Source organism: Micromonospora sp. RP3T, assembly GCF_003027925.1.
GTDB lineage: Bacteria > Actinomycetota > Actinomycetes > Mycobacteriales > Micromonosporaceae > Micromonospora.
Genome location: NZ_PYPS01000016.1, coordinates 125,338 through 141,607 on the forward strand (window position 1 = coordinate 125,338; position 16,270 = coordinate 141,607).

The window sequence follows — 16,270 nt, forward strand, 5'->3', positions numbered from 1 at the left end:
GCGGCGCACTCGGGCGTGTCGCGCAAGAGAAGAAGTGGCCAGAAACGCGATATACCTCCGAGTCATATTTATGACCCTGAGGTATATCGCGGAGAAGCGCACATCATCCGGGTGCCGTGACGCACCGTGTGGCGTGAGGGATGACTAAAGGTCATACCGGCGGGTACTCTGTTCGGCATGACCGCCAAGGTGACACTGTCGTTCTCCGACGAGACCATCGAGGAGGCGCGCCGGTTCGCCAAGCGGGAAGGGCTCTCCCTCTCCGCCTGGATGGACCGGGCCGCCCGGGAGAAGGCGCTGCGCGAGGTCTTCACCGCGCATGCCGCCGCGGTCACCCGGGCCGGCCTGGACCTGGAATCCGCCGCCCTGGCCGACGCCCAGGAGGCCGCGATGGTCGACGACGCCCTGTTCGGCGGCGGGCGTCCGCGTGCTGCGTAGGGGCGAGGTCTGGCGCATCTCCGGCGCCCGGGAACGGTACGGCCTGGTCATCAGCTCCGACGTCTACAACGCCACCGACGTGCCGATCGTGATCGTGGCCGAGGTGGTCGAGGAGTCGCTGCTGCGCGACTCGCCGCTCGCGGTGCGCACGGGCGGTTTCGTGGTGATGCCCGACCGGCTCTCCGCGCCGATGAAGAAGTGGTTCACCGAGTGCGTGGACGTGGCGGACGCCGAGACCATGCAGCGGGTCGGCCGGGCGCTGCGGATCCTCCAGGAGCTGTGACGATCTCACCGTTGCGGTCCGGCGGCCGTGCGGTCTCCGTCTCCGGCCCGACGCGCGCGGGGCACCCCGGGGAAACCGCCCGTTCCTAGCCTCCTCCTCGTCACCGACGAGGAGGAGTCGCCGTGAGCACGCTCGCTTCAGCCCCGACCCCGACCGCGCCCCCGGCGCCGGCCGCCACCGGCCGCCCGGGACCGATCACCGACTGGCGTCCGGAGGACCCGGCGTTCTGGGCCGCGGGCGGTGCCCGGATCGCCCGACGCAACCTGTGGGTGTCGATCTTCGCCGAGCACGTCGGCTTCTCGGTGTGGAGCCTCTGGTCGGTGACCGTGCTCTTCCTCGGCCCCGGCTACGGCATCGACCCGGCCGGGAAGTTCCTGCTCACCGCCGTGCCGGCCGCGTTGGGCGCGGTGCTGCGGCTGCCGTACACGCTGGCGGTGGCCCGGTTCGGCGGCCGGAACTGGACCATCGTCAGCGTGTTGCTGCTGCTGGTGCCGGCGGTGCCGATGGCGGTGCTGATCCGGCCCGGCGTGTCGTACGCCACGCTGATGGTGCTGGCCTGCCTGTCCGGCGTGGGCGGCGGCAACTTCGCCTCCTCGATGGCGAACATCAACCTCTTCTTCCCGGACCGGCTCAAGGGGCGGGCGCTCGGGCTCAACGCCGGCGGCGGCAACCTCGGCGTACCGGCGGTGCAGCTCGTCGGGCTGGCGGTGCTGGCCACCGCGGGGGCCGCGTACCCCTGGCTCGTGCCGGCCGTCTACCTGCCGCTGATCGTGCTCGCCGCGCTGGCCGCGGCGCGGTGGTTGGACAACGTCCCGGGGGCGCGCAACGAGCCGGGCGCGTTGCGCGCGGCGGCCCGCGACCCGCACACCTGGGTGATGTCGCTGCTGTACGTCGGCACGTTCGGCTCGTTCATCGGCTTCGGCTTCGCCTTCGGCCAGGTGCTCCAGCTCCAGTTCGCCGACCGGTTCCCGACCCCGGTCGACGCCGCCTGGCTGACCTTCCTCGGGCCGCTGGTCGGCTCGCTGGTCCGGCCGGTCGGCGGCCAGCTCGCCGACCGGCTCGGTGGGGCGCGCGTCACGTTCTGGAACTTCGTCGCGATGGCCGGCGGCGCCGGGCTGGTGCTGTACGCCGCCCGGGACCGGTCCTTCCCGCTCTACCTGGCCGGATTCCTGGCGCTCTTCGTCTTCTCCGGGATCGGCAACGGCTCGACGTACAAGATGATCCCGGCGATCTTCCGGGCCCGGGCCGTCACCGAGGCCGAGCTGACCGGGGACCGGGAGGCGGCGCAGCGGCGGGCGCGGCGCCTGGCCGGCGCGTTGATCGGCATCGCCGGCGCGGTGGGCGCGTCCGGCGGGGTGCTGGTGAACGTGGCGTTCCGGCAGTCGTTCCTGACCTCCGGCACCGCCGACGCCGCCTACCTGGCGTTCGTCGGCTGGTACGCGTTGTGCTTCCTGGTGACCTGGGCGGCGTACCTGCGACCGGGGCCGGGTAGGCTGGCCGGCGTGTGACAGGCGCCACGCGAAGGCGCAGGTCGCGCGCGGGGCGACCCCGTTTTGACCTGCCACCGGGCGGCCGGGTATCGTTGCCTGCTGTTGTACGACATTCTTAGGCGTGCCGCATCAGGTACGCTTGGTCGTTCGTGCGCGCTGGTTCGACTGGGAAGCCCCGGTTACCTCGGCGCGCGACCCCAGACCGACGACGAGACAAGGTAGACCTGTGCGTACGTACAGCCCGAAGCCGGGTGAGATCGAGCGTCAGTGGCACGTCATCGACGCCTCTGATGTCGTGCTGGGCCGCCTGGCGACCCACGCCGCCACGCTGCTGCGTGGCAAGCACAAGCCGACTTTCGCGCCGCACGTCGACACGGGCGACTTCGTCGTCATCGTGAACGCGGGCAAGGTCGCGCTGACCGGCAACAAGCGCCAGACCAAGGTCGCTTACCGCCACTCCGGTTACCCGGGTGGTCTGAAGCGGGTCGGCTACGACGAGCTGCTCACCAAGCGGCCCGATCGGGCCGTCGAGCTGGCCGTGAAGGGCATGCTCCCGCACAACAAGCTGGGCCGTCAGCTCCTCAAGAAGCTGAAGGTCTACGCCGGTGCCGAGCACCCGCACGGCGCGCAGCAGCCGACGCCGTTCGAGATCAAGCAGATCGCGCAGTGAGCGCGGGCGAAGGAAGCAGCATGACCGACATCACCGAGACCGAGGTCGCCCCCGAGGCCACCGAGGCGCCGGCGCCCGTCGCGCGCGCGCCCCGCGGTGACCGCCCGATCCAGACCGTGGGCCGTCGCAAGGAAGCCATCGTCCGGGTCCGGATCGTCCCGGGCAGCGGCAAGATCACCTGCAACGGCCGCGACCTCGAGGCCTACTTCCCGAGCAAGGTGCACCAGCAGCTCATCAAGGACCCGCTGGTCACCGCCGAGAAGCCCGAGGCGTTCGACGTGATCGCCAACCTGCGGGGCGGCGGCACCACCGGCCAGGCCGGCGCGCTGCGGCTCGCCATCGCCCGGGCGCTGATCGTCAACGAGCCCGACGACCGTCCGGCCCTGAAGAAGGCCGGCTTCCTGACCCGTGACGCCCGGGTCAAGGAGAGCAAGAAGTACGGCCTCAAGAAGGCCCGTAAGGCTCCCCAGTACTCGAAGCGCTGATCACCACCAGCGTCTTGTACTTCTGACGGACGGCCGGGTCCGCCTCCCTTCTGCGGGGGCGGCCCGGCCGTTCCGCGTTTCTCTCCTCAACGGCAGTTCCACGGAGGTTGGCGGGTATGGGCCGGTTGTTCGGCACGGACGGCGTACGCGGGCGGGCGAACGCGGATCTCACCCCGGAGTTGGCGCTCGCGGTCGCGGTGGCCGCGGCCCACACACTGGCCGAGACCGACCGGAGTCATCCGCCGCTCGCGGTGGTGGGCCGGGACACCCGGGCCAGCGGCGAGATGCTGGAGGCGGCGGTGGTCGCCGGCCTGACCAGCGCCGGCGCGAACGTGGTACGGGTGGGTGTGCTGCCCACCCCGGCGGTGGCGTTCCTCACCGCCGAGATCAAGGCCGACCTGGGCGTGATGCTCTCCGCCTCGCACAACCCGATGCCGGACAACGGCATCAAGCTCTTCGCCGCCGGCGGGCACAAGCTGCCCGACGAGATCGAGATGCGGATCGAGGCGGCCGTCGAGGCGAACGCCACCACCGCCTGGGACCGGCCGGTCGGCGCCGGGGTCGGCCGGGTGAACGACCTGCTCGACGGGGCCGACCACTACGTCCAGCACCTGGTCGGCACCGTGCCGCACCGGCTCGACGGGATCAAGGTCGTGGTGGACTGCGCCAACGGCGCGGCGGCCGACGTGGCCCCGGTGGCCTACCAGGAGGCCGGCGCCGAGGTCATCGCCATCCACGCCGAGCCGGACGGCCTCAACATCAACGACGGGTGCGGCTCCAACCACCTCGACGCGCTGCGCGCCGCGGTGGTCGAGCACGGCGCGCACCTCGGCCTCGCCCACGACGGCGACGCCGACCGGTGCGTCGCGGTCAGCGCCGACGGCGCGGAGGTCGACGGCGACCAGGTGATGGCGATCCTCGCGCTGGCCATGCGGGACGCCGGCGAGCTGACCCAGGACACCCTGGTCGCCACCGTGATGAGCAACCTCGGCCTGCGGCTGGCCATGTCCGCGCACGGCATCCGGCTGGTCGAGACCAAGGTCGGGGACCGGTACGTGCTGGAGGAGTTGCGCGCTTCCGGTCTGGCGCTGGGCGGCGAGCAGAGCGGCCACATCGTGCTGCCCGCGTTCGCCACCACCGGCGACGGCGTGCTCACCGGCCTGCACCTGATGGCCCGGATGGCGGCCACCGGCACCTCCCTGGCCGAGCTGGCCGCCGTGGTCACCAAGCTGCCCCAGGTGCTGATCAACGTGCCGGTGGGCGACCGGACCGTGGGCGCCGCCGCGCCGGCCGTCCGCGCCGAGGTCGAGCGGGCCGAGGCCGAGCTGGGCGAGACCGGCCGGGTGCTGCTGCGCCCGTCCGGCACCGAGCCGCTGGTGCGGGTGATGGTCGAGGCGGCCACCGAGGACACCGCGCGCGCGGTCGCCGAGCGCATCGCCGAGCACGTCCGCACCGCCAGCCCGGTCGCCTGACCGGGCCGGCGGCCGGTCAGAGCCGCAGCCGGGTGGCCCGGTCGAACGTGTCGGCCGGGTCCTCGCCGTCGGTGAGGTCGACGTCCTCGACGATCCGGCCGTCGCCGAGTCGGATCAACCTGTCGCACCGGGCGGCGACGGCCCGCTCGTGCGTGGCCAGCAGGATCGTCATGCCGTGCTGGTCCCGCAGGTCGAGCAGCAGGTCGAGGATCTGCGCGCCGGTGGTGGAGTCCAGGTTGCCGGTGGGCTCGTCGGCCAGCAGCAGCCGGGGCCGGCCCATCAGCGCCCGGGCGATGGCGACCCGCTGCTGCTGACCGCCGGAGAGCTGGGCCGGCAGTGCCCGCTCCCGACGGGCCAGCCCGACGGCCGCCAGCAGCTCCCGGGCCCGGGCCGGATGGTCCGCGCGACCGGCCCGCAGCGGCAGCACCGGGGCGATCACGTTGTCCAGCACGGTCAGCGCCGGCAGCAGGTGGTAGCGCTGGAAGACGAAGCCGACCCGCTGCCGGTAGCGGGCCAGCGCGGCCCGGCGCAGCGCGGTGACCTCGACGTCGTCCACCGTCAGCCGCCCCCGGTCGGCCCGCTCGATCGCGCCGATCAGGTGCAGCAGGGTGGACTTGCCGGAGCCGCTCGGCCCGGTCAGCGCCACCACCGAACCGCCCGCGATCTCCAGGGAGACGTCGTCGACGGCGGTGAGCCGCTCGGTGCCGGCGCCGAACGCGCGGACCAGCCCGTCCGCCCGCACGGTGCTTCCGGTGCTCGGTTCCATTGTCACTCCTCGGCCAGTAGTCGCGCGGTGGGCAGGCGGCGCAGCAGTCCGGCCGGGACGAGCGCCGCGAGACAGGTGAGCAGCACCCCGGCCAGGGCGACCAGGGCCGCGACGGTGACCAGGGCGGTCGGCACGTCACCGACCAGCCAGGCCGCGCCGGCCAGGCCGAGCCCGGCGCCGGTGGACGCGCCCAGCCCGCCGAGGAACAGCGCCTGGTAGCCGATCAGGCGGGCCAGCGCGCCGTCGGTCCAGCCGGTGGCCCGCAGCGTGGCCAACTCGGTGGCCCGGTCCCGGACGTCCAGGTAGAGCACGTCGGCGACGGCGGCGGCGCCGAGCAGCACGGTGGCCACCGCGGCGAGCGTGTCCGCGCCGCGCACGCTCAACGACACGGTGTCGCCGAGCAGGCTGCCGACGACCGCGCCGCGGAACGCGTAGCCGACGGCGCCGACCACTGTGAGCGCGGCCACGCCGATGGCGAGCGCGGCGGCGCCGAGCAGCGTGCGCCCGGGGACGCGGGCCAGGTTGACCACCGCCATGCCGGCGATGCTTCGGGACCGGCGGGCCCGGAACGTGCCGGCCACCGGTGGGCGCAGCGCGGCGGCCGGGTGGGCGCGCGCGGCCCGCAGCGCGGGTGCCAGGCCCGCGACCAGCGCCAGCAGCAGGGCCACCGGTACGGCGAGCAGCGCCCGCCGCCAGTCGACGTCGATGTCGAGGGCGCGGCCGAGCGGGACGGCCAGGCCGACCGCGAGCAGCCCGGCGACCAGGCCGAGTGTGGCGACCTCGCCGAGCACGAGTGCGCCGATGCGACGCGCCGGCCAGCCGAGGCAGGCCAGGACCGCCAGCTCGGATCGGCGGTCCCGGACGGCGGCGGTGACCGCGTTGCCGAGGAAGAGCGCGCAGACCACCAGCACCAGCGCGAACAGCACGGCGCTCTTCCGGTCGACCGCGCGGGTGATGACCGAGGCGACGCCGAGGGCCGACCAGTTCTCGGTCAGCCGCAGGTCGGGACGGCCGAACGCGCCGGCCGGCAACTCGACGGTCTGCGGGGCGGGGGAGGAGCCGAGCGTGATGTCCACGTCGAGGCCGGTGGTGGTGGCGATCTTCTCGGCGATCAGCCGAACCCGCTCGGCGGAACGCTCGCTGTATCCATCCACATCGGCCACCCGGACCCGGATCGCGCTGATCGGCGCGGTGCGCTGCGGGCTGCTGCCGGCCGAGAGCAGCCCGGGCACGCTGGACAGGCTGGTGAGCAGCAGCGGCGGCGCGGACAGGTAGCCGGCCGGGTTGCCGCTCGGCTCCAGCGGCCGCCCGCCCAACGTCGCGCGGCTGCGGTCGTCGGCCCCGTCGGCGCGCGGCGGCTCGTACGTCTCCAGCGGCACCTTGCCCAGGTCGCTGAAGCCGGTCAGTTTCTCCGGGTCGAAGAGCCCCACGGCCTGCCACTGCCGGGCGTCCCGGTCGCCACGACCCAACCGGAGCTGGGTCAGCGGCCGGTAGCCGGTGTCCTCGCTGAGCCACGGTCGGGGCAGCGTGACCAGATCCTGCGAGTCGCCGTACACGGTCGGGTCGGCGGGCGCCGGGCGGACCCGCAGCGCGCCGTCGGGCAGTCGGTCGTAGCCGGCCTGCCCCGGCTGCACGACGACCTGCAACTGGCCGTGGCAGCAGGTACGCGGACCGAGCCCGCCGGCGAGTTGGGCCCGGTAGGCGCTCAGCGCGTCCCGTTGCGTGCCGCCGGCCGGGGTGGCCGGTACGCCGCGCAGCCGTCCGGCCAGCTCCCGGGGCGGCACGCCGGCGATGGGGCGGTCCAGCGACAGGCGGGTGTAGCTGGCCCGGATCGCGCCGTCGAGGAACGGGCGGCTGGTGGCGAGCACCGGCAGCGTCCGGCTGGACAGGCCGCGCTCCCGGGTCACCACAGTGGTGTCGGCGGCGGTGAGCGGCCGGCCGGTGACCACCGCGTCGTCGAGGCCGACCAGTTCCTGCTCGGCGTCGGGGTCGACGGCGGCGAGCAGGAACGGCACGGTCAGGCGCACCGTCACGGTCACCCGGGGAACCGGAACGGCGGGGGCGTCGAGGTTGGTGACTCCCTCGGTCGCCGGGCGTTCGAAGCGCCCACCGGGCAGCATCCGGAACGTCTCCACCTTCCACAGTTGCCGTTCGCTGACGTCCTGCAACCCGTTCGACTGCTCGACGCGCAGGTCGCAGAGGGGCGCGGTACGCCCACCCGGCAGCACCTCCCGGGGCAGCAGTCCACAGTCGTTGGTGTCGTACGTCCGCCCGTCGGTGTAGCGCACCGCGTCCGGGTAGTACTCGTCGCCGATGACCGGGTAGAGCAGCGGATGCGTGGTGACGTACACGTAGGTGGGCTGGGCCGGCGCGTGGCTCAGGCCGCGCTCGGCGAGGAACTCGCGGTCGATGCGGATGAGCTGCCGGTCCAGCGTGGGGTCGACGGCCGCGGTGACGTCGAGCGGCATCTCGATCGACGTGGTGGAGTAGCCGAGCATGGCGATCGGGGCGGCGACGTCCACCCCCTCGACGGCCCGGACCCGGTCGTACTGCGCGGTGGTGATGCCGCCGTAGCTGCCGGAGAGATAGTTGGGCCGGACCAGGCCGCGCTCCGCCTCCAACGGCGTGCGCGTCCCCTGCGGACGGACCAGGATGTCGTAGGCGGCCCGGGTGTTGCGTTCCACGGTGCCGGTCACGGCCAGTCGGGAGGTGGTGGTGGCGCCGGTCAGCACCACGAAACCGGTGGTGGCCACCAGCACGCCGACCAGCAGCGCCACCGAGCGGCCGGCCCGGCCGCGCAGTTGACCCCAGATGAATCCGACCATCGCGCCTCCCCGTGTGCTGAGCACACTCTGCGCGATACATTGTGACAATGCAAGGCCCCGCCCGGGGCGTCCGCCCGGAACCGGATCGGAGAAGACGGTGGCGATCCAGCACGCGGTCCTGGCCCTGCTCGCCCGCGGCCCCAGCTACGGCTACGAGCTGAAGAGCGCGTTCGAGGCGGCGGTCGGCCCGCAGTGGGGCCCGCTCAACATCGGGCACCTCTACCAGATCCTCGACCGGCTCTCCCGCGACGGCCTGGTGGTGGCCGAGCGGCAGCCCCAACCGGTCAAGCCCGACCGGGTGGTCTACGAGATCACCGCCGACGGCCGCGTCGAACTCGACCGCTGGCTGACCGCGCCCAGCCCGCGCAGCGGCGGCTTCCGGGACGACTTCTTCCTCAAGGTGACCGCCGCCGCCCGGTCCGGCCGGGCCGACACCGTCCGGACCGTGCTGGCCAACCAGCGCGGCCACCTCATGCGGGAGCTGCGCAACCTCGACGGGCTGCGCCGGCAGGCCGACGACCCGGTGGTCCGGCTGCTGCTCTCGGCCGCCGGCCGGCACGTCGAGGCGGACCTGGCCTTCGTCGACGACGCCGAGGCGGCGCTGCTCGCCGACGGCGGCGCCACGCTCACCGGCCTCGCCGCCGTGCCCCCGGCCGCCGGGTCCGCCGCGCCCCCGGCTGCCAGCTCCGGCCCGTCCGGCGAGGACGCCGGCCCGGCGCGGGCGGCCGGCTAGCTCCGGACCGGGGGCGGCGGGGTCAGCAGGTGGGCAGGCGGCGCAGGAAACGGGCGGCCAGCTCGCGTACGCCGTCGGCGTCCAGCTCCAACGCCGGCCCGGCGATCGTCACCTCGGCCAGCGCCATTCCGGGCACCTCGGTGTCCCGCCAGCCGCCGACGAACCACGCGCGCTCCTGCTCGGCCAGCGCCAGGTTGGCCGCGTCCAGTGCCGCCGCCGGATACGGCAGCCAGAACCGGAACTGGTGGGTGTGCGGCGGCGCCGGATGCACCCGGGCGCCCGGCAGCGCGGCCAGCGCCTCCGCCACCACCGTCGCGTGCGCCACGTACCCGCCCAGCCGGGGCAGCTCCCGCTGGAGCCCGACGAGCGCGGCGAGCGCCGCCGGCCACTGCTGGAACAGGGTGCCGCCGTACCGGTGCCGCCAGGTGCGCGCGTACCCGACCAGCTCCGCGTCACCGGCCAGCGCCGCGCCGGAGTGACCGCCGAGGGACTTGTAGAACGAGACGTACGTGCTGTCGGCGAGCGCCGCGATCTCGGCCGCCGAATGGCCGAGGTGGACCGTCGACTCCCAGATCCGGGCGCCGTCGACGTGCACCCGCGCGCCCCGCGCCCGGGCCGCCGCCACGACCGCGACCAGCTCGTCCCAGGTGGGCAGCACGAACCCGGCGTCGCGCAGCGGCAACTCCAGGAAGAGCGTGCCGATCGGCTCGGCGAGCGCCGCCACCTCCTCGGCCGTGGGGTTGCGCGGCGCGGACGTGGTGTGCACCGCCCGCACGCCGGCGAGCAGCGCGTACGCGTCGCGCTCGTGCCGCAGCGGATGGCTGAGCGGGTGCAGGCCGACAGCGGCCCGGCCGGTCAGCTCCGCGCCGTGGCGCATGGCCACCTGCTGGGCCATCGTGCCGGTGGGGAAGAACGCCACCGCCGCCACGCCGAGCAGCTCCGCGACCCGCTGCTCCAGCTCCGCGACCGGGCCGCCCTCCCCGTAGACGTCGGGCAGGTCGTCGCCGGCCGTCGCGGCGAGCGCCGCCACCTGCTCCCGCACCGACTCCGGGCGTACGCCGGAGAGCATCGTGTCGCAGCCGCGCTGGGCGGCGAGCCGGCGCAGCCGCCCGGCGTACCCGTCGCTCATCAGTGCTCCCGGAGCCGACGCAGTCGGGTCACCGCCTCGGCCAGCACCTCCGGCCGCTTGCAGAACGCGAACCGGATCAGCCGGCGACCCGCCGCCGTGTCGTCGTAGAACACCTGCGTCGGCACCGCCACCACGCCGCACCGCTCCGGCAGGGACCGGCAGAAGTCCACCCCGTCCCGGCCGCCGAGCGCGGTGACGTCGGCGGTGACGAAGTACGTCCCCTCCGGCGCGAGCACGCCGAACCCGGCGTCGGCCAGCCCGGCGACCAGTTGGTCCCGACGGTGTTGCAGGTCGTCCCGGAAGCCGGTGAAGTACGCGTCCGGCAGGCCGAGCGCCACCGCCACGGCCGGCTGCAACGGGCCGGCGTTGACGAACGTGAGGAACTGCTTCACCCGCAGCACGGCGGCGACCAGCGACGCCGGGCCACTCACCCAGCCCACCTTCCAGCCGGTGCAGGAGAACGTCTTGCCGGCCGAGGAGACCCGCAGCGTCCGCTCCCGCATGCCCGGCAGCGTGGCCAGCGGCAGGTGCGCCGCGGCGGCGTCGGTGAAGACGAGATGCTCGTAGACCTCGTCGGTGACCGCGTACGTGTCGTGCTCCCGGCACAGCTCGGCGACCAGGGCCAGCTCGTCGGCGGTGAAGACCTTCCCGGTCGGGTTGTGCGGCGAGTTCAGCAGCACCAACCGGGTCCGCGGCCCGAACGCGGCGCGCAACTCGGCCGGGTCGAAGGCGTACCGGCCGTCGGCGCCGGGTCGCAGCGTCACCGGGCGGCGGACCGCGCCGGCCAGCGCGATCGAGGCGGCGTACGAGTCGTAGTACGGCTCGAAGCAGACCACCTCGTCACCGGCCTCGCAGAGCGCGAGGATGCTCGCCGCGACCGCCTCGGTCGCGCCGGCCGTCACCACGACCTCGCCGTCCGGGTCGTACTCCAGGTTCCAGAACCGGCGTTGGTGCGCCGCGACGGCCGCGCGCAACGCGGGGATCCCCGGCCCCGGCGGATACTGGTTGTGGCCGGTGCGCAGCGCCTCCGCGGCGGCGGCGAGCATCTCCGGCGGGCCGTCCGTGTCGGGGAAGCCCTGCCCCAGGTTGACCGCGCCGGTGCGCACGGCCAGCGCGGACATCTCGGCGAAGATGGTGGTGCCGAACGGCCGCATCCGGGCCACCAGCGGATCGGTCGTCGTCACGGCGGCCAGCCTACGGCCCGCCGCCGGACCCTCACCACCCGAAACAGGTCGCGCCGTACTCTCCCGAGTTCCGCGAGACGACCTTGCCGTTGATGCTGATCCGGCAGCTCACCTCGCCGGACTCGGCCGGGGTCGCGATCACCTGCACCCGCTCGCGGTCGTTCGCGGTGAACCGCAGCCGCCAGGGCGCGTCCACGTCGTCGAGCTGGAGGAAGTTGGCGTCCGCGTCGTAGAACTGCACGTACACCTGGTCGGCCCCGGTCACCTCGTAGACGACGGTGAACCGGCCGGGCCCGCCGGAGGGCGTGGTGACCGGGACGGCCGGCGCCGGGGTCGGCTCGTCGGTGAACCCGTCGGGCTCCGTCGGCCCGTCGACGAACGGCCGCTCGTAGGGCTCGCCGGCGCTGCTCCTCCCGTCGGTGAGACCGCCGAGCACGCCCAGGCCGACGCAGCCGCAGACGGCCAGCACCAGCGCGACGACCAGGGTGATCACCAGCCCGATCGCCCAGCCCGCGTTCGACCGGCGCGGCGCCCCACCGGGGTACGCGTACGGCGGCGGATAGGGCCCGGGCGGGTACGCGGCCGGCGGGTAGCCCGCCGCCGGGTACGACCCGGGCGGGTAGGCGACCGGCGGGTAGGGCCCCGGCGGGTACGCGGTCGACTGCTGGTCCGACGCCCCCGGCTCGCCGGGGTGGTGCGGACCGCCCGGGTGGTGCGGACCGTTCGGGTCGCCTGGGTGGTGCGGACCGCCCGGGTGACCCGGAGCGGGACCGCCCGGCGGTGCGTCGGGCCCACTGCCGGGGTGGGGCGGCGCGGCGGAGGCGGGCGGCGCCCACGGGTTCGGGTCAGACGCCGGCGGCGACCACGGCGAGGGCGGCGCCCAGGGCTGCGGCGCGGCGAGCGCGTCCGGTGGCGTCCAGGAGGCGGGCTCCGCGGCGGCCGGCGTCGCGGTCGGGTCGACCGGGCCGGGGTTCGGCTCGGGACTGGGGGTCGTCTCGGACATCGGCTCAGCTCACAGGGGTACGGCGCGGACGACCGCGGAGGGGTGGACCGGGGCTGCCGCCCGGGCCTCTCAATGTAGGGCGCGGCGGCCATCCACGCGGCCCGCCCCGGCCGGCACGCGAGATCGTGGTACGTCGGGGAGTGGATCACTCACGTACCGTGGCGGTTTGTCCGGTTGGTGGCCTCCGCTGACCGGTTCGCTCAAGTTCAGTGATCGTTGGGCCGCCTTCCGCGCACGCACGATGAGCGAAACTCGGCTAGGCTGCGGACCATGTGTGGAATCGTGGGTTACGCCGGCGCGCGCCCGGCGCTCGGCATCGTGCTCGACGGACTGCGGCGGCTGGAATACCGCGGCTACGACTCGGCCGGCGTCGCCGTCGTCTGCGACGACGAGCTGCTGACCGAGAAGAAGGCCGGCAAGCTGGCCAACCTGGAGAAGGTGCTCTCCGAGCGGGCCGCCGACAACCCCGAGGACTGCGCCGCCAGCCCGATCGGCATCGGCGACGGCACCACCGGCATCGGCCACACCCGGTGGGCCACGCACGGCGGGCCGACCGACCGCAACGCCCACCCGCACGTCTCCCCGGACGGGCGGGTCGCGGTGATCCACAACGGCATCATCGAGAACTTCGCGAAGCTGCGCACCGAGCTGGAGAACGAGGGCGTCGAGTTCGCCAGCGACACCGACACCGAGTGCGCGGCGCACCTGATCGCCCGTGCGTTGGCCGACCTGCGCGCGGCCGGTGAGACCGACACCCCGCAGTTGCTCGCCGCCGCCATGCGGGTGGTCTGCGAGCGCCTCGAAGGCGCGTTCACGCTGCTCGCCGTGGATGCCGCCATTCCCGGCGCGGTGGTCGGCGCCCGGCGCAACTCGCCCCTGGTGGTGGGTCGCGGCGACGGCGAGAACTACCTGGCCAGCGACGTGGCCGCGTTCATCGAGCACACCCGGGACGCGGTCGAGCTGGGCCAGGACCAGATCGTCCTGATCACGCCGGAGAGCATCGAGATCACCGACTTCGCCGGTCAGCCCGCGGCCGGCAAGGACTTCCACATCGACTGGGACTCGTCGGCCGCCGAGAAGGGTGGCTACGACTGGTTCATGCTCAAGGAGATCGAGGAGCAGCCGCAGGCCATCGCCGACACGCTGCTCGGCCGGCTCACCGAGAGCGGCGAGATCGCCCTCGACGAGGTCCGCCTCAGCGAGCAGGACCTGCGCGACGTCGACAAGATCTTCATCGTCGCCTGCGGCACCGCCTACCACGCCGGTCTGGTCGCCAAGTACGCCATCGAGCACTGGACCCGGATCCCCTGCGAGGTGGAGCTGGCCAGCGAGTTCCGGTACCGCGACCCGGTGCTGGACCGGTCCACCCTGATCGTGGTGATCTCGCAGTCCGGCGAGACCATGGACACGCTGATGGCGCTGCGTCACGCCAAGGAGCAGAAGGCCCGGGTGCTGGCCGTCTGCAACACCAACGGCTCGACCATCCCGCGCGAGTCGGACGCGGTGCTCTACACCCACGGCGGCCCGGAGATCGCGGTCGCCTCCACCAAGGCGTTCCTCACCCAGGTCGTGGCCTGCTACCTGATCGGCCTGCACCTGGCGCAGGTGCGGGGCATCAAGTTCGCCGACGAGGTGGGCGCGGTGGTGGCCCAGCTCCAGGAGATGCCGGGCAAGCTGCGGGAGCTGCTCGACCGGATCGAGCCGGTGCGCGAGCTGGCCCGGGAGTTGAAGTCCGAGCCGACCGTGCTGTTCATCGGCCGGCACGTGGGTTACCCGGTGGCGCTGGAGGGCGCGCTGAAGCTCAAGGAGCTGGCGTACATGCACGCCGAGGGCTTCGCCGCCGGTGAGCTGAAGCACGGCCCGATCGCGCTGATCGACAAGGGCACGCCGGTGATCTGCATCGTGCCGTCGCCGGTCGGCCGGGGCATGCTGCACGACAAGGTCGTCTCCAACATCCAGGAGGTGCGTGCCCGGGGCGCCCGCACCATCGTGATCGCGGAGGAGGGCGACCAGGCGGTGGTCCGGTACGCCGACCACCTGATCTACGTGCCGCGTACGCCGACGCTGCTGGCGCCGTTGGTGACCACCGTGCCGCTCCAGGTGCTCGCCGCGGAGATCGCCGCCGCCCGCGGGCACGATGTCGACCAGCCGCGGAACCTGGCCAAGTCGGTCACTGTCGAGTAGCCGATCCGCCTCCGCCACGGCCCCTCCGTCCACACCGGCGGGGCCGTGGCGTCTTCCCGCTCGGAACCCGCCTGCCGCTCCGGCCGGCCCGCCCGCGCCGCGGCGTCCGCTCATCGGCCCAGCACGATCCGGGCCATCCCGTCCAGGGCCGGATTGTCGGCGTCCCAGTAGCCGGTGTGGCCGTGCCGCCCGCTCGGGAAGCGCCGGCCGCCGAAGCCCGGCGCGCTCGGATCGGCGCCGAACCAGAGCCGCTCGCTGTGCCGGTCGTGTGCGGCCAGCACCGGGCCGAGCGGCGTACCGGCCAGCACGGCGCGACGGGCCAGCTCGTCCGGCGGGTGGGCCAGCCGGATCACGTCGTCGGGCGCGGTCGACGCCCAGACCTGGCCGGCCGGCATCCGCAGCTCGGCCGCGTGGTCGACGCCGACGCCGGGTGAGCCGACGAAGACCAGCGCGTCTGCGCCCAACCCGTGGTCGCGCGCGGCGGTGCCGACGACAAGCGAGCCGTAGCTGTGCCCGAGCACGGTCTGCCGGGCCGGCGGCCCGTCGTGGGTGGCCCGCAGGCCGTCCTGGAACCGGTGCAGTGCCGGGCCGGCGGCCTCCGCCGGCCGGGTGCCGGATGCCTCGGGGAGGAAGTCCGGCGCGTCGTAGTCCAGCCAGAGGACCGCCGCCGCCTCCTCGCCGGGCCCGATCGCCGCGCACCGCTCGAGCACCCGGGCGGCCCGGCCCAACTCGGCCGGGGCGTCCGCGAGGTCGGCGGTCATCCCGGGGACGTAGGTCAGCACCGCGCCGGCCCGGTCCGGGTTGCCGAGCGCCACCACCGCCCGACCGTCCCCGGCGGGGTCGAGCCCCAGCAGGTACGCCCGCGGCGCCCCCGACGCGGCCAGCCGCTCGGCCAGCCCGTCCAGGCCGCGCAGCGCCGCCTCGACCCCGGCCAGCCGGGCCCGCCGGGCCACCTCCGCCGGCCCGGCCGGCAGCGGTCGCCGCAGCGCGAGGCGGCGCGCGAGCAACGCTTCGCGCCGGTCGGCCAGCAGCAGCCGGTTGGCCTGGTCGCGGGCGGTCACCGGCACGCCGTCGAGGTGGCCGACCCGATCCGGCTCGTGCCCGACCAGCCAACGCCGCTCGGCCGGGCTCAGACCGGCCCACCAGCGGCTCACCTCGGCCGGGCCGGCGCCGGGCCCGGGTCGCCAGGCGGGCGGCACGCTGACCCAGCCGGTCGTCGCCGCGGTGGCGACCTCCGCCAGCCGGTCGGCCGCCTCCCGGTCCGCCGCGCCGGCCAGGGCGAGCGCGTCCCGGATCCCGGCCTGCGCCCGCACCACGGCGGGGCCGGTCCGGGTGACGGGCCGGGCGGGATCGGGCCGGACCGTGCCGGAGCGGTCCACCCGCAGGCCGCCGCTCTCGGCGCGGGCCACCTCGGCGTCGAGGCGGGCCTTCGCCGCGCCCACCCGGCTGGCGAACTCGGCGAGCGTCTGGTCGACCTCGACCAGCGCGGGCAGCACCTCGGTCAACGAGGTGCGCAGCTCACCGAGGCGCCGTTGCGCGGCCGTCGAGGCCGCGCCGGACCAGCCGGGCCGGAGCGCGTCGGCTCGGGCGGCCAGCCCGGCGGCCCGG

General features: G+C 74.5%; 14 protein-coding genes. 8 read left to right on the top strand and 6 right to left on the bottom strand.

Features of this window, described 5'->3' with window-relative positions; all coding sequences use genetic code 11:
* The first annotated feature begins 177 nt into the window (after nt 1-177).
* The 6 genes from C8054_RS15425 (at nt 178) to glmM (ending at nt 4,838) form a co-directional block, all read left to right on the top strand.
* Entirely contained in the window at nt 178-438 is a 261-nt protein-coding gene (locus C8054_RS15425) for a DUF6364 family protein (RefSeq protein WP_107157478.1), read from the top strand.
* A complete protein-coding gene (locus C8054_RS15430; protein WP_107157479.1) occupies nt 428-721 on the top strand; it encodes a hypothetical protein in 294 nt (97 codons plus the stop codon). Before C8054_RS15425 ends, C8054_RS15430 begins: the two co-directional genes overlap by 11 nt.
* 122 nt (nt 722-843) lie before the next feature.
* Nucleotides 844-2,229: an MFS transporter gene (locus C8054_RS15435; RefSeq protein ID WP_107157480.1), complete on the top strand. Its 1,386-nt coding sequence runs from the start codon at nt 844-846 to the stop codon at nt 2,227-2,229.
* A 208-nt stretch (nt 2,230-2,437) separates the two neighbouring features.
* Entirely contained in the window at nt 2,438-2,881 is a 444-nt protein-coding gene (rplM, locus tag C8054_RS15440) for a 50S ribosomal protein L13 (RefSeq protein WP_107157481.1), read from the top strand.
* A gap of 20 nt (nt 2,882-2,901) precedes the next feature.
* On the top strand, nt 2,902-3,366 hold the full coding sequence (gene rpsI, locus C8054_RS15445; protein WP_088998399.1) for a 30S ribosomal protein S9: 465 nt from the start codon (nt 2,902-2,904) through the stop codon (nt 3,364-3,366).
* A 116-nt stretch (nt 3,367-3,482) separates the two neighbouring features.
* A complete protein-coding gene (gene glmM / locus C8054_RS15450) occupies nt 3,483-4,838 on the top strand; it encodes a phosphoglucosamine mutase (RefSeq protein ID WP_107157482.1) in 1,356 nt (451 codons plus the stop codon).
* Between the two features lie 16 nt (nt 4,839-4,854).
* Here the strand turns inward: glmM and C8054_RS15455 are convergent, their stop codons facing one another.
* Complete coding sequence (locus C8054_RS15455; protein WP_107157483.1) at nt 4,855-5,604, bottom strand: ABC transporter ATP-binding protein; 750 nt, start codon at nt 5,602-5,604, stop codon at nt 4,855-4,857.
* 2 nt (nt 5,605-5,606) lie between these two features.
* Complete coding sequence (locus tag C8054_RS15460; RefSeq protein WP_107157484.1) at nt 5,607-8,429, bottom strand: FtsX-like permease family protein; 2,823 nt, start codon at nt 8,427-8,429, stop codon at nt 5,607-5,609.
* A gap of 97 nt (nt 8,430-8,526) precedes the next feature.
* Between C8054_RS15460 and C8054_RS31725 the strand changes: the two genes are divergently transcribed.
* The gene (locus C8054_RS31725; protein WP_158273855.1) at nt 8,527-9,162 is read left to right on the top strand and encodes a PadR family transcriptional regulator; all 636 of its coding nucleotides are present in this window, start codon (nt 8,527-8,529) and stop codon (nt 9,160-9,162) included.
* Between the two features lie 22 nt (nt 9,163-9,184).
* On the opposite strand, the gene C8054_RS15475 is transcribed toward C8054_RS31725, so the two are convergent.
* The 3 genes from C8054_RS15475 to C8054_RS15485 are packed head-to-tail and all read right to left on the bottom strand — an operon-like array spanning nt 9,185 to nt 12,478.
* A complete protein-coding gene (locus C8054_RS15475; RefSeq protein ID WP_107157486.1) occupies nt 9,185-10,291 on the bottom strand; it encodes a low specificity L-threonine aldolase in 1,107 nt (368 codons plus the stop codon).
* The gene (locus C8054_RS15480) at nt 10,291-11,475 is read right to left on the bottom strand and encodes a pyridoxal phosphate-dependent aminotransferase (protein WP_107157487.1); all 1,185 of its coding nucleotides are present in this window, start codon (nt 11,473-11,475) and stop codon (nt 10,291-10,293) included. Before C8054_RS15480 ends, C8054_RS15475 begins: the two co-directional genes overlap by 1 nt.
* 31 nt (nt 11,476-11,506) lie before the next feature.
* Nucleotides 11,507-12,478, bottom strand: a complete 972-nt coding sequence (locus C8054_RS15485) for an MmpS family transport accessory protein (protein WP_107157488.1) — start codon at nt 12,476-12,478, stop codon at nt 11,507-11,509.
* A gap of 270 nt (nt 12,479-12,748) precedes the next feature.
* Between C8054_RS15485 and glmS the strand changes: the two genes are divergently transcribed.
* Nucleotides 12,749-14,662 carry a glutamine--fructose-6-phosphate transaminase (isomerizing) gene (glmS, locus tag C8054_RS15490; protein WP_107157489.1) on the top strand — a complete coding sequence of 638 codons (1,914 nt, stop codon included), beginning with the start codon at nt 12,749-12,751 and terminating at the stop codon, nt 14,660-14,662.
* A 110-nt stretch (nt 14,663-14,772) separates the two neighbouring features.
* On the opposite strand, the gene C8054_RS15495 is transcribed toward glmS, so the two are convergent.
* Nucleotides 14,773-16,270: alpha/beta hydrolase (locus C8054_RS15495; RefSeq protein ID WP_107157490.1), on the bottom strand; the 1,498-nt coding region annotated here is incomplete at its 5' end.

Excerpts from the sequence above, each read along its gene's own strand:
- C8054_RS15425 (WP_107157478.1), top strand. The coding sequence starts at position 178 with ATGACCGCCAAGGTGACACTGTCGTTCTCCGACGAGACCATCGAGGAG.
- rpsI (WP_088998399.1), top strand. The coding sequence starts at position 2,902 with ATGACCGACATCACCGAGACCGAGGTCGCCCCCGAGGCCACCGAGGCG.
- glmM (WP_107157482.1), top strand. The coding sequence starts at position 3,483 with ATGGGCCGGTTGTTCGGCACGGACGGCGTACGCGGGCGGGCGAACGCG.
- C8054_RS15455 (WP_107157483.1), bottom strand. The coding sequence starts at position 5,604 with ATGGAACCGAGCACCGGAAGCACCGTGCGGGCGGACGGGCTGGTCCGC.
- C8054_RS15460 (WP_107157484.1), bottom strand. The coding sequence starts at position 8,429 with ATGGTCGGATTCATCTGGGGTCAACTGCGCGGCCGGGCCGGCCGCTCG.
- C8054_RS15475 (WP_107157486.1), bottom strand. The coding sequence starts at position 10,291 with ATGAGCGACGGGTACGCCGGGCGGCTGCGCCGGCTCGCCGCCCAGCGC.
- C8054_RS15485 (WP_107157488.1), bottom strand. The coding sequence starts at position 12,478 with ATGTCCGAGACGACCCCCAGTCCCGAGCCGAACCCCGGCCCGGTCGAC.
- glmS (WP_107157489.1), top strand. The coding sequence starts at position 12,749 with ATGTGTGGAATCGTGGGTTACGCCGGCGCGCGCCCGGCGCTCGGCATC.